Source organism: Paraburkholderia terricola (assembly GCF_003330825.1).
Lineage (GTDB): Bacteria > Pseudomonadota > Gammaproteobacteria > Burkholderiales > Burkholderiaceae > Paraburkholderia > Paraburkholderia terricola.
This window is the reverse complement of sequence record NZ_CP024942.1, coordinates 537,085-558,812: the sequence shown is the minus strand read 5'-3', so window position 1 is coordinate 558,812 and position 21,728 is coordinate 537,085. Positions and strand designations below refer to the sequence as shown.

Below are 21,728 nucleotides of genomic sequence, written 5' to 3'. Positions count from 1 at the left end.
GAGCGTGCGGTGGAGGACATCAATGCTGGCCGATCAGAATCCGGTTGAGCCCATACACGCGATCGAGCAGCAGCATCGCGCCGGCGGTGATGAAGATCACCAGCGCGGACACGGAGGCCATCATCGGATCGATCGATTCGGTCGCGTACATGTACATGCGCACCGGCAGCGTGACGGTTTGCGGCGAGGTGACGAAAATCGACATCGTCAATTCGTCGAAGCTGTTGATGAAGGCGAGCAGCCAGCCGCCGGTAATGCCCGGCAGAATCATCGGAAAGGTGATGCGGCGAAACGTGGTCCACGCATCGGCGCCGAGCGAGTGCGCCGCGTGTTCGACGCTGCGGTCCTGTCCGCTGATCGAGGCCAGCACCAGGCGCATCACGAACGGCGTGATGATGATCATGTGCGCGAGCACGAGCCACGCGAACGAGCCGGTCGCGCCGATGAGCGCGAAAAAGCGCAGCAGCGCGATGCCGAGCACGAGGCCGGGAATCACCAGCGGCGAGAGCAGCAGGCCGTTGAGAAAGCCGCGGCCCGGAAAGCGCGCGCGGCCGATCGCCAACGCGGCGGGCAGTGCGACGATCAACGACAAGGTTGCGGAGGCGAACGCGAGCTTCAGGCTGTTGACGAACGCCGAGATGAAATCGGGGTAGTTGAGGATCGCGCGAAACCACCGCAGCGAGACGCCGTGCGTGGGCAGCGTGAGCGTTTCGTCCGGTGTGAAGGCGACCAGCACGACGATCACGAGCGGCGCGAGCACGAACGCAATGACGAGCGCGTGGAAAATCAGCGCGATGGGTCCGTTCTTTCTCATGATGTTCTCACTCGGCGGGCCGTTGAATTAACCCAGGCTTCTGGTGTACTTGCGTTCCAGAACCCGGTAGTAAGTGAGCATCACGATCAGATTCGCGACCAGTAGCAGCAGCGCGATGGTCGCGCCGAGCGGCCAGTTCAGCGAGCCGAGGAATTCGTCGTAGACGGCGGTGGCGGCAACTTTCAGCCGCCGTCCGCCGAGCAGGCCGGGAATCGCGAAGGCGCTTGCGGAGAGGCCGAACACCATCAGGCTGCCCGACAGAATGCCCGGCGTGAGTTGCGGCAGCACGATGCGGCGCAGCGTGGCGGCGGGCGAGGCCATCAGCGAAAGCGCGGCGTTTTCCGTTTGCGGGTCGAGCTTTTGCAACGCCGTCCACACCGGAATCACCATGAACGGCAGCATCACGTGCACCAGTGCGATGACGATCGCGAAGGTGGTGTATTCGAGCTTGTACGGCCCGAGTCCGAACAGGCCGAACGCCTGATTCACGAGGCCGTTGGTGTTGAGCAGCATGCTCCAGCCGAAGGCGCGCACCACCACCGACACCAGCAAGGGCGCGAGAATCACCAGCAGGAACATCGAGCGATACGGATCGCGCATGCGCGACAGCACATACGCTTCGGGCGTGCCGATCACGACGCACAGCAGCGTGACCAGAGATGCGATGCCGAAGGTGCGCAGGAAAATCGTGTGGAAATACGACGAGCCCAGCACTTCCGCGTAATTGCCGAACTGGAATGCCGCGAGCGGCCCGCTGGCCGGGTCGAAGCGATAGAAGGTGAGCACGAGCGTCATCAGGAGCGGCACCAGCACGAGCGCCGCGAAGAGCAGGAACGCGGGCAGGCACATCAGCCACAGCGGCAAGAACGCGTGCCACGGCGCGCGCCTGGCGTGGCCGGCGTTCATGCCGCTGTCGTCGGCAGCGGGCAGCGTGCTAGCCATGTTGCGCATCCCGTTGAATGAAGCGGATCGCTTCGCTGTTCCAGTCGACGCCGACCGCCGCGCCTTCCGGCAGCGGCTCGCTGCCTTCGTTCTGACAGCACACCAGCACTTCGCCGAGGCGGCTGTCGAGGCGATACAGCCATTGGCTGCCGAGGAAGAAGCGGCTCGTCACGGTGGCCGGCACGCGTCCCGCGTTCGGCGCGCACAGGCGCAGCTTTTCCGGGCGGATGCACAAGGTCACCGCATCGCCGACGTCGATCACGCGCTCGCGCATCGGCAGTTGCCTGGTGTGGCCGGTTTCGGCGAGGTCGTGGCCGAGGTCGATGCGGATCGCGTCGCCGTCGCGCGCGATCACGGTGCCCGGCAGCATGTTGGCCTTGCCGATGAACTGCGAAACGAAGCGGTTCTCGGGGCGTTCATACGCTTCGTATGGCGTGTCGATCTGCGTGATGCGGCCGGCTTCCATCACCACGACGCGATCGCTGATCGACAGCGCTTCCGACTGATCGTGCGTGACCATGATGGTGGTCGTGCCGATCTTGCGTTGAATCGCGCGCAGTTCGAACTGCATGTCCTCGCGCAGCTTGGCGTCGAGATTCGACATGGGTTCGTCGAGCAGCAGCACGGGCGGCGCGATCACGATCGCGCGCGCCAGCGCCACGCGTTGCCGCTGTCCGCCGGACAACTCGCGCGGAAAGCGATGCGCGAGCGTGTCGAGCCGCACCAGCGCGAGTACTTCACGCACGCGTTCGTTGCGCTCGGCCTTGCCGACGTTGCGCATTTCCAGCCCGAAGCCGACGTTGTCGGCCACGCTCATGTGCGGGAACAGCGCATAGCTCTGGAACACGATGCCGAGGCCGCGCCGGTTCGGCTTCATGTGCGTGATGTCGCGGCCGTCGAGCGTGATGCGCCCGCGTGTCGTTTCCACGAAGCCGGCGATCATTTGCAGCGTGGTGGTCTTGCCGCAGCCGGACGGCCCGAGCAACGAAACGAACTCGCCTTTTTCCACCGACAGGTTCACGTCGGCGACTGCTTGCAGGTCGCCGAACGATTTCGTTACGTCCGTGAGTGTGAGGAACGACATGATCTGGCCTTTGGATGTGCGACGCCGGTTCAATCGACTGCTGCCTCGATGGAGCCGACTCTAGCCAGCCAAATTACATGGCGTCAATTTCAAATTCCGTTTGGCGGTAGAAGATTAGAAAAAATTCCATTCGATGGAATGTATTCGGGCGAAGCCACGGCAACCGTTCCGCTGCGTGAGCTACGGAAAACCCCTATCAATTGCTGCGCTCGCTGGTCTACAAAAGGATCGGCCCGAACATTCCATTCGAAGATAAAACGCTCTATAGTGTTCCGGCCAATGAAATAGCTGAGATCGCTAACGATGAATGCCGCCGCCAAACGAGATACCGACACCGCACCCGCCGAAACGGGCAATGCGCCCGGCACAGGCATGCTGGAGCGCGCGTTCGCGGTGATCCGCGCGTTATCCGAAGCGCAACCCGAGGGCGGCCGCGTCACGCGTCTCGCGAAAGCGGTGGGGCTCACGCAAGGCACCGTGCATCGCATCCTGCATGCGTTGATCGCCCAGGGCATCATCGAACAGGACGAGAACTCGAAGCTGTACCGCCTGAGTGTCGACTTTTTCGCGCTCGCCGCGCAGGCCGGCAATCCGAGCGGCATGCGCACGCTGTGCCGTCCCGCCTTGCTGCGGCTGTGCGCCAGTCTCGGCGACACGATCTTTCTATTGGTCAAAAGCAGTTTCGACGCGGTGTGTCTCGACATCTGCGAAGGGCCGTTTCCGATCCGCTCGTTCACCGGCGATATCGGCGGGCGCGTGGCATTGGGCGTTGGCCAAGGGAGTCTCGCGATTCTCGCGTTCCTGCCGGAAGCGGAGCGTGAGGAGATCATTCGCTTCAACGTGCCGCGTATTCGCGGCTACGGCGTGCTCGACGAAGTGTATTTGCGCACCGAGATCGAACGCGTGCGTCAGTTGGGCTACGCGGGCCGCAACAGCGGCGTGCTCGACGGCATGGCGGGCGTGGCCGTGCCGATTCTGGACCGTACCGGCGTCGCGGTGGCGGCCTTGAGCGTCGGCACGTTGGCGGCGCGTCTCGGCGACGACCGCTTGCCGATGGTGGTCGAGTTGCTGCGCCGTCAGGCGGATGCGATCGGTCCGCAAACCAATCCGTTCGATGTCGCGTTGCGCCGGCCGATGCACGGCTTGTCGCGCGCGATGACAACCGAGCGGATCACCGGCTAGACGAGGCATGAAAAAGGCGTCACGTGGAATCAACCGGCGTGACGCCATTCGGAAGCCGCGAAAACCGTTGCGTTTAGCGCCTAGAACACCTTCACCGGCACATTCACCACCAGCCGGTATTCCATGTTGTTGCCGTCCGAGTAGTGGTACTGGCCGTTGTGCCACATCGCGATGAAGGTGATCTTCGTGTCCTTGAAGCGGCCGCTTTGCAGCGTATAGCTCGGAATGAAGCCGAACTCGTGATGATGGCCGTGCACGGGCTCACCGTTCTTCCAGTACAGATCATGCAGCGGGGCCGAAGGCGAGGCATTCTCCGCCGCGCCCGCCGACCCGTCCGCGCCCCAGCCATAGGCGCCCCAGAACATCGCCTTGAGTCCCGGCAAGCCGGCGTACTTGCCGTCGAACGTATAGCGCAATTGCAACGACTGCTCGTGCGGCGCGTTGTAGTCCACATCCATCGAGTTGGTGAGGTAGATGCCGTTGGTCTCGTTGATGTAGTCGAAGAACTGGTCGCCGAGCACCTGCTGGTAGCCGAGCAGCAGCGCGTGCGGGCCGTGCTGCGCGGACACCGAGAGGCTGTACGCGTTGCTGTTGATATGCCCCTGGCGCGAGGCGCCGGTGTCGTGCGTCGAGTAGACGTTCGCGAGGCCGCTCCACTTGATCGTGCCGGGATCGCCGAACGATTGCGACACGGAACCGTAGTATTGACGCCAGACGTCGTCGGCCTGGTCGATATACAAGGACATCTCGCCGTTTTTGGCGTAATGCCAGGTGCCGCCCACATAGGTCACGCGATCGATACGCGTGCCGCCATAGGAAGTCGTCAGGTTGCTCAGGTTCGTATGGCCGCGGGCATCGACCTTGGTGAAGCTGCCGGCTTCGAGCGTGGTGTGCACCAGATCGTTGCTGACCAGCGAGACACCCAGGAAAGTCGGCGGCAACGCGCGATTGTCGTGCGGTTCGAGAAACGGATTGGCGACCGTCTGCAAGCCGTACTTCACGACCGTTTCCGAAATGCGCCCCTTGATGTCGTACATGCCGGGGTAGGCCCACGCGAGTTGCCGTGAACCGCCGCCGTCCTTGCCGACATGCACCATGTTGCCCGCGCCGTTGCCGCCGTCGAGCTTGAGCGCGGCGAACAGCGACGCATCCACGCCGAAGCCGACCAACCCTTGCGTGTAGCCCGATTCATAGTTGACTTGCGCGCCTTGCACCCACGCGTGGCGGTGAAGCGAGGGCGGCCCCTCGAAGTAATCCGAGTAGTTGCGGAACTGCAGGTTCAGATGGCTATCGGCGATGAAGCCCTTGCTGGCTGCCTGGCTCGACGGCGGCGTGGGCGGCGTGACCGTCTGATCGGCTTCTGCGTTGACGATTGCGTTGGTGGTATCTGGCTGATCGTTGCGCACCTGGCCGCCCGAATTCGCCCTGCGCTTGTTCGCGGTCTCGGCTTGCGCCTGCTGCGTGGGGGACGACAACGTTTGCGCAAGCGTTTGAGTGCTGGACGTGCTGGAGGTGGGCTGCGTTACGGCATCGTCGGCGTAGGCACTCGCGGCGACAGTCAGAGCGGGGAGGGTGAATGCGCAGCAAAGGAGGGTAGCTGTGCCGGATTTTTTCGAGCGGTTTTTTGTTGGGTTATTCATTAACGGTGTCTCCGTTTATTGTGGTGAATCCTTGGCTGGCGGTTAGCCAGTCCACGTTTACCGCTCGTCACAGAAACGACGGGACGAGCGGATCCAACGGCGCGACGGCCCGTCGCGCCGGGGAATACGGTTTTAAGTTCTCAGGCTGTGTGCTTTAGCTGTTCGCCAAGGGCGCTTCCTCCGGGGCGTGCCCCACGCGAATGCAGGCCACGCGCGTCGCGTTCGCACCGTGCGTGACGGGCTGCGGAATCTGCGTGGCGCAAGCGTCGATCGCAGCCGGGCAGCGCGTGCGAAACGCGCAACCGGAAGGCGGATTCAGCGGCGACGCGATCTCGCCGCGCAACAGCAGATGACGCCGCGCGCGTTCGACGGCCGGATCGGGCACCGGCACGGCGGAGAGCAACGCGCGCGTGTACGGATGACGCGGCGTGCGGTACACGTCGCGCTTGTCGCCGAACTCCATCACACGTCCGAGGTACATCACCAGCACGCGGTGGCTGATCGCCTTGACGACCGCGAGATCGTGCGCGACGAACAGCAGCGAGAGCGACAACTCGCGTTGCAGATCGCGCAGCAGGTTGACGATCTGCGCCTGGATCGACACATCGAGCGCGGACACCGGTTCGTCGCAGATCACCAGTTGCGGCTCGCCGATCAAGGCGCGCGCGATGCCGACGCGCTGGCACTGTCCGCCGGAAAACTCATGCGGATAGCGGCGCAAGTGCTGCGCGTTGAGGCCGACGCGTTCGAGCATGGTCAGCACGCGCCGCTGCACGTCGGTGCGCGCAAGGTTCTGGCCGTGCGTGAGCAGCGGTTCCGCGACGATCTGTTCGATGGTCATGCGCGGATCGAGCGAGGCGAGCGGGTCCTGGAAAATCATCTGCACGTCGCGGCGCAAGCGCGAGGTGTCGCGCGTCGTGCTCGAAGTCGACGCGGGCAGCACGGTTTCGTCGCCGAGCCAGCGCACGCTGCCGCTCGCCACCGGCGCGAGTCCGACGATCGCGCGCGCCAGCGTGGATTTGCCGCAACCCGATTCGCCGACGAGCCCGACGGTTTCGCCGCGCCGCACGTCGAACGATACGCCGTCCACCGCGCGCAGCATCGTCTTGCCGGACCACGGAAAGCCGCCGCGCGGCACGCCGAATTGCACCTTGAGATTCTCGACCGACAGCAGCGTGGCCGCGTTCTGGTTAGCAAGGGGAGTCGCGTTCATGCGTGTTGTGCCTCGATGATTTCCGCAACCGGCCGATGGCACGCGCGCAACGCGTCGAGATAGCCCTCTGCCGCGGCAAGCGGCGGACGCGATTCGCGGCACCGCTCGCTGCAAAACGCGCAGCGCGGCGCGAATGCGCAGCCCGCGCCGACCTCGCCGGGCAGCGGCGGATTGCCGGGAATGGTTTGCAGCGGACGGTCGTCGTCTTCGTCGGTGAGGCGCGGCAGCGCGTTCAGCAAGCCGAGCGTGTACGGATGCGTCGGCGCGGCGAACAGCGCGGCGGCGCTCGCCTGCTCGACGGTCTGGCCGGCGTACATCACCATCACGTCGTCGCATAGACCGGCGACCACGCCCATGTCGTGCGTGATCAGAATGATCGCGGTGCCGCGTTCGCGGTTCAGCTCGCGCAGCAATTCGATGATCTGCGCCTGCACGGTGACGTCGAGCGCGGTGGTGGGTTCGTCGGCGATCAGGATTTCCGGCTCGGAGAGCAGCGCCATGGCGATCATCACGCGCTGGCGCATGCCGCCGGAGAACTCGTGCGGATACATGCCGATGCGGCGCGCGGCGTCGGGAATGCGCACGGATTCGAGCGTTTCGATCGCACGGCGGCGCGCTTCGCGGCGCGGCATCTTGCGATGCAGTTGCAGCGTTTCGGTCATTTGCCGTTCGATCGTGAGGAACGGATTGAGCGAGGTCATCGGGTCCTGGAAGATCATGCCGATGCGGTCGCCGCGAATCCTGTTGAGCTCCGCTTCGGTCATGGTCAGCAGATTTTTGCCGCGATAGCTCGCCGTGCCCGACACGCGGCCGTTGCCCGCCAGCAGACCCAGCAGCGCCATCACGGTCTGACTCTTGCCCGATCCCGATTCGCCGACAATGCCGAGCGTCCGGCCGGCTTCCAATGAAAACGACACGCCCTGCACCGCGTCGACGGGTGCGCCTTCGCGGCGCGTAAAGCGCACGCCGAGGTCCTTGACTTCGAGTAGCGGCATGTCAGCGGTCCTTCGGATCGAATGCGTCGCGCAAACCGTCGCCGACGAAATTCACGCAATACAGCGTCACGCACAGCATCACGGCGGGGCACAGCAGGAGCCACGGCATCGATTCGAGCTTCTGCGCGCCGTCCTGGATCAGCACGCCCCAGCTCGTCATCGGTTCCTGCACGCCGAGGCCGAGAAACGACAGCACCGATTCGGTCAGCACGATGTTCGGCACCGTCACGCTCGCGTACACGACGACCACGCCGAACAGATTCGGCACGATGTGGCGCGCGATGATCGAACGCGAACTCACGCCGATTGCGCGGGCCGCGTCGATGAATTCGCGCGAGCGCAGCGACAGCGTCTGGCCGCGCACCACGCGCGCCATGTCGAGCCACGAGAATGCGCTGATGGTCAGCACGACCAGATAGAACGCGCGGCCGAACAGGGTCATCATCAGGATCGCGATCAGCATGTAGGGGATCGCGTACATCATGTCGACGATGCGCATCATCACCGCGTCCACGCGGCCGCCCAGATAGCCGGCGCTCGCGCCGTAGGCGACGCCGATCAGCCCCGATACCAGCGTGCCGAGCAGGCCGACTTCGAGCGACACGCGCCCGCCTTGCAGCGTGCGCGCGAGCAGGTCGCGGCCGAGTTCGTCGGTGCCGAACCAGTGCGCGTTTTGCCAGGTGGGCGGCAGGCTGATCGCGCTCCAGTCGCTGTCGATCGGTCCGTTCGGCAAGAGCCAGGGGCCGGCCACGCAGGCAATCACAATCAGAAGCAGCACGACGGAGCCGGTCAACGCCGCGCGATTGCGCACGAAGCGCATGGCGGCGGTGGCGAGCGGCCCGCGCGAGCGCGGCGCCCTGGCGATGGCCGCGAGCGGATCGAGCGCCGCGGCAGTCGTTTGAAGAGAGCGGGACATGGATCAGTACCGGATGCGCGGATCGAGCCACGCATACGCGAGGTCGACCAGCAGATTGAACAGCACGGCGATCGCCGTGGTCAGCACGACGAGGCCGAGCACGAGCGTGTAATCGCGATTGATCGCCCCGTTGACGACCAGTTGGCCGACGCCCGGCAGCGCGAACACCGATTCGGTGACCACCGCGGCGGTGATCGACGAGATGCACACCGAGCCGAGCAGCGACACGACCGGCATCAACGCGGGCTTGAGCGCGTGGCGCAACACGATCGTGCGGCCCGGCAGACCCTTGGCGCGCGCCGTGCGGATGAAGTTGCCCGACAGCACCTCGATCATGCTGCCGCGCATCACGCGGGCGATCGCGGCGACGTTGATGAAGGTGAGCAGCACGATCGGCAGCACGCGATAGCGCCATTCGCCTTCGCCCCAGCCGCCGGCCGGCAGCCAGCCGCGGCCTTCGGAGGTCCTGAGCAGAATCGCGAAGATCCATACCAGCACCGGACCGAGAACGAACGGCGGCACCACGTTGCCGATATTGCCGAGCACCATCACCGCGTGGTCGACGAAACGGTCGCGCCGCACGGCGGCGAGCGTGCCGAGCGTGACGCCGATCACGAGCGCGATCGGCACCGACACGCCGCCCACGCCGAGGCTCACCGGCAACGCCTTCCACACCAGATCGTTGACCGACCAGTCGGCGTAGCGGAACGACGGCCCGAGATCGCCGTGCAGCAGCGAGCCGAGGTAGTGCAGGTATTGCAGCCACAACGGTTCGTCGAGGTGATATTTGGCGTTGAGGTTCGCGAGCACGGCCGCCGACAGTTGCTTCTCGGTGTCGAACGGCCCGCCCGGCGTGAGGTGCAGCAGCAGGTAGCACGCGGTGATCACGGCGAGAATCGTCGGAATCGCCCAGAGCGTGCGGCGCAGCGTGTAGGCCAGCATGACGGTGCTCCCGCGCTTAGTGCTTGATCAGATACATGTCTTGCGTGGCGCGCTGATCGACGTAATTGGTCGACGTGTAGCCGCCGACATACGGCTTCACCAGCCGCACCGCCGAATACTGGAAGAGCGGCACCATCGGGTAGTCGTTCATCGCCAGATCGTGCGCCTGCGTGAGCATGGCGGTGCGTTTCGCGTCGTCGAGTTGCTGGTTGGCTTCATCGACCAGTTTGTCGACTTGCGGATTGCAATAGCGCTGATCGTTCTGCACGCTGTGGCAGCGTATCAAGTCAAAATACGACATGGCGTCGTTGTAGTCGACGAACCAGCCGTCGCGCGAGGCTTGCACCTTGCCGTCGTGGCGCTGCTTGAGCAGCACCTTGTACTCCACGTTCTCCAGTTTCGCGTTCACGCCGAGCTTGGTGCGCCATTCGGAGGTTGCGAATAGCGCGACCTTTTTATGCAGATCGTTGGTGTTGTACGTGAAGGTGAAGGTGAGCGGCTTCGCGTCCGAATAGCCGGCGGCCTTCAGCAGATTGCGTGCGTATTCCACGCGCCTGGGCATCGGCCAGGCGGCCCAGTCAGGCTTGAATACCGCCGCGCCTTGCGTGCCCTTGGAGATCAGGCCGTACATCGGCAATTCGCCGTCCGCGGTCAGGCGCTGGGTCAGCAGGTCGCGGTCCAGCACCATCGACAGCGCCTGGCGCACGCGCTTGTCCTTGAACACCGGGTCTTCGTTGTTCAGGCTGTAGTAGTACGTGGCGATCTGCAGGCCGGTTTTCAGTTCGGAGCCGAACTGCTTGCCGACCTGCGCATAGACGCCCGACGGAATCGTATAGGTGTAGTCGAACTGGCCGGCCTGATACATGCGCATCGCCGTTTCGTCGTTTTCGATCGGCAGGTAGGTCACTTTCGTGATCACGACCTTGCCGGCATTCCAGTACGTGCTGCTTTTCGTGCCCACGAGGCGGTTGCTCGGCTGCCAGTCGGTCAGCGCATAAGGACCGTTGCCGACGAAGTTGCCGGGCCGGGTCCACTCGCCGCCGAACTTCGTCACGACCGCGTGGTTGACCGGGACCATCGTCGGCATGGCGGTGAGTTGCGGGAAGAACGCGGCCGGCACCTCGGTGGTGACTTCCAGCGTGTAGGGATCGGGCGCGCGCACGCCGAGGCTCGTCATCGGCGCTTTGCCGGCGAGAATCGCCTTGGCGTTCTTCACGAATTCGACCAGCACCGTGTACTTCGAGCCGGTTTTCGGATCGAGCACGCGCTGCCATGCATAGACGAAGTCCGCCGCCGTGACCGGCTGCCCGTTGCTCCAGCGCGCGTCGTGGCGCAGCTTGAACACCCATGTGTCGGGCCCGGTGCGCGTCCACGATTGGGCGACGCCCGGCACGACCGCGCCGGCCGCGTCGATGCGCGTCAGACCTTCGAACAGGTCGAGCGCGATCGTATTGCCGGTCCAGGATTCGACGTGCGCGGGGTCGAGCGATTCGGTTTCGGCGGGCACCTGGCGGGTCAATTCCTGGCTCGCGGCGAGCGTGACGCCGGCGGGCACGTTGACCGCGAATGCGGAAGACTGAAACGTAAGGACGAGCGCGGTCAGCGCCGTCGCGTAGGCAAACGGGGTTTTCATCGGTTGAGATCGCGGATAAGGTCGAGAGAAGAACGCGTGGCGCGAGAGCGCCTGGTTATCTGCGTGGCTCGGGCCAGGGCGGCCCTTGTTGCTTGTCCGGCATCGAGGATTCCTTGCATTTGTTAATGCAGGCAATCCCTGACCGGCTCAACCGGAAAAGTTGCCTGCTCTTTAGAACAGTCTCGGTGTGCCCACCCAGACGACCACCGACTCGATACGCGCGGTGTTCATCCAGCTATGCGGCACCGTCGATTCGTAATGCGCGCTGTCTCCCGCGTGCAATACGAACGTCTTGCCTTCCAGCGTCAACGACACTTCGCCGTCGATCACGTAAATGAACTCTTCTCCGGCATGCGTCGTGACCTCGGAGCGCTTCTGCCCTGGCGGCATCCTGACGAGGATCGCTTCGAGCTGACGACCGCCCGTCAGATTGGTCAGCCGCGCGAACAGATTGGCCGAATCCGCAAAACCGAAAAACTTCAACTGATCCCCGCGACTCACGCAGCGTTCCTCGCTGGGTGTGTCGACGAAATACTGCACCGTTACGCCAAGCGCGCCGGCAATCCCGGCCAGCGAAGTGATGGACGGTGAAGCCAGGCCGCGCTCGACTTGCGACAGGAACGGCTTGGAAATACCCGCCGCGGTTGCCGTGTCATCCAGCGTGCGCTTGAGCCGTTGCCGCAGCGCGCGGATCTTGCTGCCTAGTTCAAGTGCCGGATTGCTCTTTTGAATTGTCGTGACCATAGCAGGAGGAAATTAGCCCGTCAAAATTTGTTTGATATAAGTAAATATGGTTTGATCGCGGCTTGGACCGAGGCGCGGGCGATTGAACCCCTGGTCGTGGAAGGAACCGCTTTTAGAGACAGGCTCTATGTTGCCAGAAGCGAACGCGGCTCCCGCCAATTCGGCTTTGGCGATGCCGAAAACAGCAGTGTTGCAAAGGGTGACGGCATTTATGCTGACTGAGTATTAGCGGGAATAAACGCATCGCGTCTTGAAGGGCGTATGCCGGGTAAACGCCGCGAGCGAGAACAAAAAAATGGCGCGCCGTTTCACACGGCGCGCCATTTTGCAATTACCCGCAGCGCGTCAGCGCCGCGTATCCAACGCTCTACTCCGGCATCTTTCTGAACGAAACCGCAATCCGGTTCCAGCCGTTGATCGCGATGAGCAACAAGGTCAGATCGCTGATCTCCTGATCGGTGAAATGCGGTTTGACCGCTTCCCACACCGCGTCCGGCACATGGGTTTGCGCGACCAGCGTGACGGCTTCCGTCCATTCGAGCGCCGCGCATTCGCGCTCGGTGAAGAACGGCGCTTCACGCCAGGCGGCTATCGTGGCGAGACGCCGGTCGGTTTCGCCGTGCTTGCGCGCGTCCGTGACGTGCATGTCGAGGCAGAACGCGCAGCCGTTCAGTTGCGACGCGCGAATCCGCACCAGTTCCGCAAGCGTCTTGTCGACCGTGCTTTTGCCGATGGTTTCCTCGAGCGCGAGCATCGCGCGCGTGCCGCTCGGGTTGGCCTTGTAGAAGTCGAGACGTGCCTGCATGAGTTTCTCCTTTCGTAAATGTCCGCTCGTGGCGCGACGACGGAGGTAAGCTTACGATCGCCATTGGTCTTTCGGAATAACCATTTTCTGGATATTCGAGGTAACCACTCAAATGGAAATCCACATCGCCGTCGAAGGGCATCACGATCTGTCGGGACAGATTTATCGGCAGTTGCGCGCCGGCATTCTCGAAGGACGTCTTGCCGGCGGCACGCGCTTGCCGTCCACGCGCGATCTCGCCACGCAACTGGGCGTGTCGCGCAAGACCACGCTCGACGTATTCGAGCGGCTTCTGTCCGAGGGCTATCTCAGCGCTCGCGCGGGTTCGGGCACCTTCGTCGCCGACGGCCTGGAGCGTCTGCCCTCGGAGCGCTCGCCGCACGCGCGGGCCGCCGAAGCGGCCCGCGAACGGGCCAAGGCGAGGGCGAAGGGCGCGGCGCGCGCGCAGCCGCTGTGGGAAGCGATGCCCGAGACCCTGCCGTTGCCGCGACCTTCGGTGAGGTCGCCGCAAGACTTCGTCGGCGGCGCGACGGACAAGACGCTGTTTCCCTTCGACGTCTGGCGCCGCTGCGTGAATCACGCGTTGCGTGCGCAAGCGCGCGCGCCGGGCACCTATCGCGATGCGGCGGGCGAGCAGGAGTTGCGCCTCGCGATCTCGCGCTACCTCGCGTTCAACCGCGCGGTGTTGAGCAACTGGGAAGACGTGATCGTGACGCAAGGCGCGCAGCACGCACTCGATCTGATGGCGCGCATCACGTTGCGCCCCGGCGAGATCGCGGCTGTCGAAGACCCCGGCTATCCGCCGGCGCTCGCGTGTTTCAAAGCCACGGGCGCGCGCGTCGCGCCGGTGCAGGTGGATGGCGAAGGGCTGATCGTGAGCAAGCTGCCGGACAAGGCGCGGCTCGTCTACGTGACCCCTTCGCATCAGTTTCCGCTCGGCATGCCGATGAGTCTGGAGCGGCGCGTCGAGTTGCTCGAATGGGCGCAGAAACGCGGCGCGGTGATCATCGAGGACGACTACGACTGCGAGTACCGTTTCGAGGGCCGTCCGATGGAGCCGCTGAAAAGCCTCGATCGCGCCGGGCTCGTCGCCTACGTCGGCACGTTTTCGAAGACGATCTTTCCCGAGTTGCGGGTCGGCTACATGGTGCCGCCGGCTTCGCTGTTCGGCGCGCTCTTCAAGGCGCGGCAGATCGCGGACTGGCACGGCTGCACGCTCACGCAAACCGCGCTTGCGTCCTTCATGCTCAACGGCGACTTCGCCAAGCATCTGCGGCGCACGCACAAGGCGTATGCGGCGCGGCGCGCGATGTTGCTGGAGCATCTGCGCGGCGGCCTCGCGCCGTGGCTGGAACCGATCGTGCCGACGGCCGGTATCCACATGGCTGCGCGCCTAAGAGCGCCGTTGACGGAGCAGGCGGTCGTGGGCGCGGCGCGTGAAGCGTCGATCGGTCTGTACGGAATCGCGCCGTTTTATCAGCGCGTGAAGCCGCAGGCAGGCTTGATATTCGGCTATGGCGCCATCGCCGTGGAGCACATCGACGCGGCGCTCACGAGGCTCGCGCAGATACTTCCGCGCCTTGTGCGCTGATCGTCTCGCGAAGAAAACACCGCTATTCATGCAGTGAAATGGCTTGTAACGCGCGTTACGAGTTCGTATCGCCGACCTCGCGAGACTCGCTCATGGACAGGTTTACCCGCTAAAACAAGCATCAAAATGCGTTGCGCAGTCTGCGCCACGCAACAAACCTTGGCCGTTATACATAAAAGAGTCGCGCAAATCGTGTGAGCGCTTGTAGAATCCGGCGTTGAAGCGTGCACATACCGTGTGCGCTTCGTGCAATTCACTGACCACAACAGGTAGGAGAAACATGCCGACTTCCGCAAAAAAGGTGGCCAAGAAGGCTGCCCCGGTACCGACCAAAAAGGTTGCTGCAAAGAAAGCCCCTGCGAAGAAAGCCGTCGCAGCTAAGAAGGTCGCCGTGAAGGCGTCCAGCGCACCGTCGCCGATCAAGGACACCTTCACGAAGGCCTCGCTGGCTGCACACGTCGCTGAACGCGCCGCGGTGGAACCGAAGGCTGCCAAGGCCGTGCTGGCCGCGCTCGAAGACACGATCCTCGGCGCCGTGCACAAGAAGGGCGCTGGCGAATTCACGCTGTCGGGTCTTCTGAAGATCGTCGTGCAAGCCGTGCCGGCGAAGAAGCGCCGCTTCGGCAAGGACCCGTTCTCGGGCGAAGAGCGTTGGTTCCCGGCCAAGCCGGCTAGCGTGCGCATCAAGGCACGTCCGCTGAAGAAGCTGAAAGACGCTGCCGCAGGCTGATCGCGCTTCATGCGTTGGCAGGGGGTTAACGCCACGGCGCTTAACCTTCGCTTAACCTTCGCTTAACCTTGTTAACGTCGCGAGGTTAACATTGCGAAGTTAAGTCGCTTAACGCTTGAGCCGATCCCTGGTGCAAGAAGCTGTCCGAATCCCCGTGGGTGCAAATCCACGGGGATTTTTCATGCGCGTGCGAAGCAGCTTGCGAATTCCGCCGCCGCGCCAGGATGCATTCTCCTGAGCGCGCACCGCCGTCGCCGGGCATGCACCGTACTAGCGCATCATGGGCCGCCGCAGTACGATGGCGACGAGGGCCATGCCGGTCGGATGCGCTGTTCGCGTGCATAGTCAGCGTTTCACGCGCGGGCAAGCCCAATGGCATAGCGCTTGCTTCAACGATTGTCGAACACCGAATGCGCAGCGCATTCGCCTTCTATCCGACAACAAGAGCGGGGCGTGACATGCGATGCTATGACGAGATGCGTCATCACGACGATGCCGTGCGGCCACACTACGCACGCTTCGAGCGATGGCTGGTGAAGCAGGGTAATGAAGCGATCGCGCGCAAGCGCGCGGAAGCCGACCTGCTGTTTCGCCGGGTCGGCATCACCTTCGCGGTGAACGGCGACCTGTCGGGCACCGAACGGCTGATTCCCTTCGATCTGATTCCGCGCATCATTCCGCGCAGCGAATGGCAGACACTCGAAGCCGGTTTGCGCCAACGGGTGCGGGCACTCAATCTGTTCATCCACGACGTCTATCACGAGCGCAATATCGTGCGCGCCGGCATCGTGCCGGCCGAGCAGGTTTATACCAACGCGCAGTACCGGCCGGAGATGCAGGGCGTGGACGTGCCGCTCGGTGTTTACGCGCATATCGCCGGCGTCGACGTGGTGCGCGCGGGCGACGACGGTGCGTTCTACGTGCTCGAAGACAACCTGCGGGTGCCGTCGGGCGTGTCGTACATGCTCGAAAACCGCAAGATGATGATGCGGCTGTTCCCCGAACTGTTCGTGCAGAACCGCATCGCGCCGGTCGCGCATTATCCCGATCTGCTGCTCGACACGTTGCGCTCCGTCGCGCCGGAAGGCGTCGACGATCCGGTCGTGGTCGTGCTCACGCCGGGCATGTACAACTCCGCGTATTTCGAGCACACGTTCCTTGCGCAGCAGATGGGCGTGGAACTGGTGGAAGGCAAGGATCTCTTCGTCGACGACAACTACGTGTTCATGCGCACCACCCAGGGGCCGAAGCGCGTGGACGTGATCTACCGCCGCGTCGACGACGATTTTCTCGACCCGCTCGCGTTTCGCAACGATTCGGCGCTGGGCGTGCCCGGCTTGCTGACCGCGTATCGCGCCGGTCGCGTCGCGCTGGCGAACGCGATGGGCACCGGCATCGCCGACGACAAATCGATCTACCCGTTCGTGCCGGAGATGATCGAGTTTTACCTCGGCGAAAAGCCGATCCTCAATAACGTCCCCACGTTCCAGTGCCGCAAGCCGGACGATCTGGCCTACACGCTCGCGCATCTGCCGGAACTGGTCGTCAAGGAAGTGCACGGCGCGGGCGGCTACGGGATGCTGGTGGGACCGGCTTCGACGAAGGCCGAAATCGAGTCGTTCCGCGAGCGCCTGATCGCGCGGCCGGCGGGTTATATCGCGCAGCCCACGCTGGCGCTTTCCGCGTGCCCGACGTTCGTTGAGTCGGGCATCGCGCCGCGCCATATCGACTTGCGTCCGTTCGTGCTGTCCGGCAAGACCGTCACGATGGTGGCGGGCGGCCTGACGCGCGTGGCGTTGCAGGAAGGCTCGCTCGTCGTCAATTCGTCGCAGGGAGGCGGCACCAAGGATACCTGGATGGTCGACTGACGCGGTTGCCGTCGCGGTTGCCCGTGCCGCTGCATTTCATGCCGCGATTCATGCGGCGGTTCATGCAGTGCTTCACGCAACCGCGCCCGCAGCCCAACGCGCCGGCCGGCGCTCGACGCGCCGCCGGCGCACACGGATAACCAGCGCGGACCCTTTACCTTTGCAAAGGTCCCGCGTCATCAGATACGGAACGCCGTCATGCTAAGCCGCACCGCCGATCACCTCTTCTGGATGGCCCGCTACATGGAGCGCGCGGAGAACACCGCCCGCATGCTCGACATCAACCTCAAGGCGCTGCTGTTGCCGCAGACGCCCGAACAGGAGGCGCGCGCGCAACGCTCGGTGCTGCGCATCTCCGAACTGGAAAGCGCGTTCTCGCAGCGCTACGACGAACCGACTCGCGAGCACGTGCTCGATTTCATGGTGGCGGATGCGACCAACCCGTCGAGCATCCATTCGTGCCTGCATGCCGCGCGTGAGAACGCCCGCGCCGTGCGCGGCACCTTGACCACCGAATGGTGGGAAACCATCAACGATACGTGGCTCGAATTCAACGAACGCGCGGCGTCAGGGCAAGCCGCGAGCAATCCGGGCGCGCTGTTCGAGTGGGTCAAGTTCCGCTCGCATCTTTCGCGCGGCGTGACGATCGGCACCGCGCTGCAGGACGACGCGTTCTTCTTCACGCAGCTCGGTACTTTTCTCGAGCGCGCGGACAACACCGCGCGGATTCTCGACGTGCGCTTTGCCGACGTCGAGCCGAATTCACGCGACGCGGCGCGCCAGCTCGAAGACTTCTATTACTGGACCTCGATCCTGAGTTCGGTGTCGGCGCTGGAAATCTATCGCAAGGTGTATCGCGACGTGGTCACGCCGGCGCGCGTGGTCGAACTGATGATCCTGAATCAGCAAATGCCGCGTTCGCTGCTTGCGTCGCTGGAAGGCGTCTGCGCCAATCTGGCGATGCTGCGCACCTCGGGCTCGAACCAGTGCGAGCGGTTTGCCGGCAAGCTGCGCGCCGAACTGCTGTACTCCGACATCCGGCAGATTTTCGAAACCGGCCTGCACGCCTATCTGACGCAGTTCCTTGCTCGCGTGTTCGAGCTCGGCAATCTGGTTGCGCGTACCTATCTGATGCTGCCAGTCGCCTGACGGAGTTCTTTTTATGTACCTGACGATCCGCCACGACACTTCCTATCGCTACGAAGCGACTGTCCATTACTCGATCCAGCAACTGCGTCTGACGCCGATGAGCGGCGCCTCGCAGGTGGTGCGGCGCTGGAGCATCGACGCGCCCGGCAAGCTCGACGCGACCTTCGACGCCTACGGCAACGCGCTGCACACGCTCGTGATCAACAAGCCGCATAGCGAGATTCGTCTGCACGTGTCGGGAGAGGTGGACACGATTCCGCTCGTCGACGGCTATCTGCCCGACGGCGTGGGCCCGATTCCGCTCGAGCATTTCACCTGCGCCACGCGGCTCACCGAAGCCGATGCGGCGATCCGCGAACTGGCCGATTCCGTGCCGAGCCTCGCGAGTTCGAGCAATCTGATCGCGCTGTCCGAACAGATTCTGCAGCGCGTGAAGTACAACCCCGGCATCACCGAGGTCACCAGCACCGCCGCGCAGGCGCTCGAACTCGGCAACGGCGTGTGCCAGGACCATGCGCATCTGATGCTGGCGTGCTGCCGCGCGCGCGGCGTTCCGGCGCGCTACGTGAGCGGCTACATCGAACCGGGCGACGTTCCGCATGCGGCGAGCCACGCATGGGTCGACGTGTGGCTGGAAGGCAAGGGCTGGATTTCCGTCGACGTCACGCACGCGGCGTTTGCCAGCGAGATCTACTGCCGGCTCGCGGTCGCGCGCGACTATGAAGCCGCCGCGCCGGTGCGCGGCCGGCGCATCGGCGGGCTGGAAGAACAGCTCAAGGTGTCCGTTACCGTGAGCGCGCAACTGTCGCAATAGCGGCCGGCGGCCGCGGAGGGTGGCGTGCTCCCGGCTTGCCGGGGACGCCGGCGAGCGCCAGCCCTCACAACCATTCAGTTTGGACCTGCAAAGGCCGTAATACGGCATGGATGCGCGTGCGCGCCGCATTACAATAGCGCCGTTCAGTCGTTTTTTTGCGGGTACTTCCTATGACTTATTGTGTCGCGATGTCCGTCGAAGAAGGGCTCGTGTTCCTCTCGGACACGCGCACCAATGCGGGCGTCGATCACATCAGCACCGCGCGCAAGATGTCGGTGTTCGAGCAGCCCGGCGAGCGCATGCTCGTGCTGCTTGGGGCCGGCAATCTGTCGCTCACGCAGGCGGTGCTGCACGAGTTGTCCGAGCCCGTGGATGCTTCGCAGCCGACACTTTGGAGCGCGCCCACCATGGCCGACGCCGCGCGCGTGATCGGCCGCGCGGTGCGTTCCGTGCATCAGCGCGAGGCCGAGGCGTTGCAGGAATTCGGCGTCGACTTCAATTGCAGCTTCATTCTCGGCGGGCAGATCGCCGGCAACCGGCCGCGCCTGTTCATGATTTACGCGGCGGGCAACTTCATCGAAGCGTCGGCCGTGAATCCGTATTTCCAGATCGGCGAGGCCAAGTACGGCAAGCCGATCATCGATCGCGTGTTGACGCCGTCCACACCGCTCGACGAAGCCGCCAAGTGCGCGCTGATCTCGATGGATTCGACGCTGCGCTCGAACCTGTCTGTCGGGCTGCCGCTCGATCTGCTGGTCTACGAAAAGGACGCGCTGTGCGTCACGCGTTTCGTCTCGGTCGACCACGACAACGCGTACTTCGAGATGATCCACCGCACGTGGGGCGAGCGGCTGCGCCAGGTGTTCGGCGAGATCCCCGATCCCGACTGGCAGGCTTCGCCCAATGTGCCGCTGTTGCAGCGCGAGCGGGCGCTAGTGCTGCACCGCGCGCCGGTGGGCGCGGATGGTATCGAGCATGAGTTCGACGCCACGCCTGCGCAGACGTTGGCGCAGGCGGACAAAGGCAAGGGGCAGCGGCGGTAGCCGGTTAACTATGACCGCGCTTGCCGGCTCTCGGCGGCGCGAATTGGATCAAGGTCGTCACGGGTCTTATCCAGGGCTTGCTGGCGGCCTTTTTTGTTTCCGTCGCGGATCTTGCGGCGCGAAAGCGGCGCTTCCTCAGGTTAAGCGCCGTGCCCGGGCCAGTGCACACCGCGCGCACCCCAACCACGGGACGAAAAAAACCAGCCACGGGCTTTCGCCCGTGGCTGGTTTTCAACTGCGTGTTGCTTCAGCAGTCCGTCAAGCTCGATTAGAACTTGTGGCGGATGCCCAGGCTGACGATCTCTTGCGAGCTGGTAGCCGAGTTGTAGCCATACGAGCCGATTGCCGCGCCGGCGTTGACCAGCGTGCCGTCCGAAGCACGTTGCTGGCCGCTTGCGTGTTGATACGCGCCGACCAGGTAGATGTCCGTGCGCTTCGACAGGTTGTAGTCGCCGCCGATGGAAGCCTGGTGGTACGTTGCGCTCGAGTCGCCGTTGGCCTTCGTGTACGTGTAGCCCACGCCAACCAGCATGGCCGGCGTTGCCTGGTAACCCAGGTATGCGCCGATGACGTGGAACTTCTCGGTCGAACCGAAGCCCGAGTTCGCGTCCGGCTTGTACTGTGCGTTGCTGTAACGCACGTTGGCCGTGAACGGACCTGCCACGTATTGCGCAGCGACCGAAGCGATGCCGATCGACTTGGCAGCGGCGTATGCGCCGTTGATCTGGTTGTCGAACGTGCCGTCCGACGTGCTGCCGTTCCAGCCCGGCGTGCCGGCCACCGTGCGGCTAGCCAGCGTGTTGCCGTTGTTGGCGCGGAAGTAGCCCGCTGCCACGCTGAACGGACCCGTTGCGAACGTTGCGGCGCCCGACCACGTTTGGCCCGAACCCGTTTGACCGGCCACGCCGCCGAATGCGTACATGCCTTCGAACTGGAAGCCGCCCCACACCGGCGAGGTGTACTTGACGGCGCTATTCGTGCGCGAGGAGTTGTCGTTGTTGTCGACGTCGCCCGGCGTGGTGAAGGTCGAACCGAAGTAGTTGTCAGCCGTCAGCGGTTGAACGAGGTCGACCACCGGATCGTACTGACGACCCAGCGTGACGGTACCGAACGAGTCGTTCGTCAGACCGACATACGCTTGACGACCGAACATCTTGCCGCCCTGACCGAGCCTGCCGCTATTGATGTCGAAGCCGTTTTCCAACTGGAAGATCGCCTTCAGACCGCCGCCCAGGTCTTCCGTACCCTTCAAGCCGAAACGGTTGCCTTGCAGGTTGCCGCCCACCAGGCCGACCTGGTTGCTGTTCTTGCCGGAAGCGTCGACGGTGTTGTGTGCGTACTGGATCGATTCATCGATCAAACCGTACAGGGTAACGCTGCTTTGAGCATGTGCCACGCCGGTGACGCTCAGAAGCGCCAGCGAGAGGGTAGACAGTGCGAGTCGTTTCATCCATTTCTCCACGCAGATGATTGGTTTCGTTGTTGCGAAAAGGAGAATAGCTCACCGGCTCTATCGGCACGAACTGGAAAAAAAAGAGTGTCGCCAAAATGTGACAAACAGCGGAAAGCCTTGTATTTACAGCGCGTTAAGAATTGTTGCCATTTGAGCAATAGTTATTCGTT

At 63.7% G+C, this 21,728-nt stretch carries 19 protein-coding genes; 7 read left to right on the top strand and 12 right to left on the bottom strand.

Going from position 1 to position 21,728, the window contains the following annotated elements; translation table 11 throughout:
* Positions 1–19: 19 nt before the first annotated feature.
* Genes CUJ90_RS21020 through CUJ90_RS21010 form a run of 3 tightly spaced genes read right to left on the bottom strand, consistent with a single transcriptional unit; the run spans position 20 to position 2,840 of the window.
* Positions 20–814, bottom strand: coding sequence for an ABC transporter permease (locus CUJ90_RS21020; RefSeq protein ID WP_073430867.1), 795 nt, complete (start codon positions 812–814; stop codon positions 20–22).
* Positions 815–841: 27 nt separating this feature from the next.
* A complete protein-coding gene (locus CUJ90_RS21015) occupies positions 842–1,756 on the bottom strand; it encodes an ABC transporter permease (RefSeq protein ID WP_073430874.1) in 915 nt (304 codons plus the stop codon).
* Complete coding sequence (locus CUJ90_RS21010) at positions 1,749–2,840, bottom strand: ABC transporter ATP-binding protein (RefSeq protein ID WP_073430868.1); 1,092 nt, start codon at positions 2,838–2,840, stop codon at positions 1,749–1,751. Before CUJ90_RS21010 ends, CUJ90_RS21015 begins: the two co-directional genes overlap by 8 nt.
* Before the next feature lie 303 nt (positions 2,841–3,143).
* Between CUJ90_RS21010 and CUJ90_RS21005 the strand changes: the two genes are divergently transcribed.
* Entirely contained in the window at positions 3,144–4,022 is an 879-nt protein-coding gene (locus tag CUJ90_RS21005; protein WP_073430869.1) for an IclR family transcriptional regulator, read from the top strand.
* A gap of 80 nt (positions 4,023–4,102) precedes the next feature.
* On the opposite strand, the gene CUJ90_RS21000 is transcribed toward CUJ90_RS21005, so the two are convergent.
* The 8 genes from CUJ90_RS21000 to CUJ90_RS20965 all read right to left on the bottom strand — a co-directional run bounded on the left by CUJ90_RS21000 (position 4,103) and on the right by CUJ90_RS20965 (position 12,910).
* On the bottom strand, positions 4,103–5,662 hold the full coding sequence (locus tag CUJ90_RS21000; RefSeq protein WP_114163845.1) for an OprD family outer membrane porin: 1,560 nt from the start codon (positions 5,660–5,662) through the stop codon (positions 4,103–4,105).
* A gap of 154 nt (positions 5,663–5,816) precedes the next feature.
* Positions 5,817–6,875 carry an ABC transporter ATP-binding protein gene (locus CUJ90_RS20995; RefSeq protein ID WP_114163844.1) on the bottom strand — a complete coding sequence of 353 codons (1,059 nt, stop codon included), beginning with the start codon at positions 6,873–6,875 and terminating at the stop codon, positions 5,817–5,819.
* Complete coding sequence (locus tag CUJ90_RS20990) at positions 6,872–7,870, bottom strand: ABC transporter ATP-binding protein (protein WP_114163843.1); 999 nt, start codon at positions 7,868–7,870, stop codon at positions 6,872–6,874. Before CUJ90_RS20990 ends, CUJ90_RS20995 begins: the two co-directional genes overlap by 4 nt.
* Before the next feature lies 1 nt (position 7,871).
* Positions 7,872–8,786, bottom strand: a complete 915-nt coding sequence (locus CUJ90_RS20985; protein WP_268802011.1) for an ABC transporter permease — start codon at positions 8,784–8,786, stop codon at positions 7,872–7,874.
* A gap of 3 nt (positions 8,787–8,789) precedes the next feature.
* The gene (locus CUJ90_RS20980) at positions 8,790–9,728 is read right to left on the bottom strand and encodes an ABC transporter permease subunit (protein WP_073432492.1); all 939 of its coding nucleotides are present in this window, start codon (positions 9,726–9,728) and stop codon (positions 8,790–8,792) included.
* 16 nt (positions 9,729–9,744) lie between these two features.
* Positions 9,745–11,361, bottom strand: coding sequence for a peptide ABC transporter substrate-binding protein (locus tag CUJ90_RS20975; protein WP_073432491.1), 1,617 nt, complete (start codon positions 11,359–11,361; stop codon positions 9,745–9,747).
* A gap of 171 nt (positions 11,362–11,532) precedes the next feature.
* Positions 11,533–12,105, bottom strand: a complete 573-nt coding sequence (locus tag CUJ90_RS20970; protein WP_073432490.1) for a cupin domain-containing protein — start codon at positions 12,103–12,105, stop codon at positions 11,533–11,535.
* A 367-nt stretch (positions 12,106–12,472) separates the two neighbouring features.
* Entirely contained in the window at positions 12,473–12,910 is a 438-nt protein-coding gene (locus CUJ90_RS20965; RefSeq protein WP_073432489.1) for a carboxymuconolactone decarboxylase family protein, read from the bottom strand.
* A 112-nt stretch (positions 12,911–13,022) separates the two neighbouring features.
* On the opposite strand from CUJ90_RS20965, the gene pdxR reads away from it, so the two are divergent.
* From pdxR to CUJ90_RS20935, 6 genes are all read left to right on the top strand, one after another.
* Positions 13,023–14,501: a MocR-like pyridoxine biosynthesis transcription factor PdxR gene (pdxR, locus tag CUJ90_RS20960; RefSeq protein ID WP_073432488.1), complete on the top strand. Its 1,479-nt coding sequence runs from the start codon at positions 13,023–13,025 to the stop codon at positions 14,499–14,501.
* 301 nt (positions 14,502–14,802) lie between these two features.
* Positions 14,803–15,231 (top strand): HU family DNA-binding protein, encoded by a 429-nt coding sequence (locus CUJ90_RS20955; protein ID WP_244143193.1) that lies wholly within the window; start codon positions 14,803–14,805, stop codon positions 15,229–15,231.
* A 458-nt stretch (positions 15,232–15,689) separates the two neighbouring features.
* Positions 15,690–17,099 carry a circularly permuted type 2 ATP-grasp protein gene (locus CUJ90_RS20950; RefSeq protein ID WP_073432497.1) on the top strand — a complete coding sequence of 470 codons (1,410 nt, stop codon included), beginning with the start codon at positions 15,690–15,692 and terminating at the stop codon, positions 17,097–17,099.
* A 198-nt stretch (positions 17,100–17,297) separates the two neighbouring features.
* Positions 17,298–18,248, top strand: a complete 951-nt coding sequence (locus CUJ90_RS20945) for an alpha-E domain-containing protein (RefSeq protein ID WP_073432486.1) — start codon at positions 17,298–17,300, stop codon at positions 18,246–18,248.
* Positions 18,249–18,261: 13 nt separating this feature from the next.
* Complete coding sequence (locus CUJ90_RS20940; protein WP_073432485.1) at positions 18,262–19,062, top strand: transglutaminase family protein; 801 nt, start codon at positions 18,262–18,264, stop codon at positions 19,060–19,062.
* A 170-nt stretch (positions 19,063–19,232) separates the two neighbouring features.
* Positions 19,233–20,105: a proteasome-type protease gene (locus CUJ90_RS20935; protein ID WP_073432484.1), complete on the top strand. Its 873-nt coding sequence runs from the start codon at positions 19,233–19,235 to the stop codon at positions 20,103–20,105.
* 268 nt (positions 20,106–20,373) lie between these two features.
* Here the strand turns inward: CUJ90_RS20935 and CUJ90_RS20925 are convergent, their stop codons facing one another.
* Entirely contained in the window at positions 20,374–21,555 is a 1,182-nt protein-coding gene (locus tag CUJ90_RS20925) for a porin (RefSeq protein ID WP_073432483.1), read from the bottom strand.
* Positions 21,556–21,728: the final 173 nt, after the last annotated feature.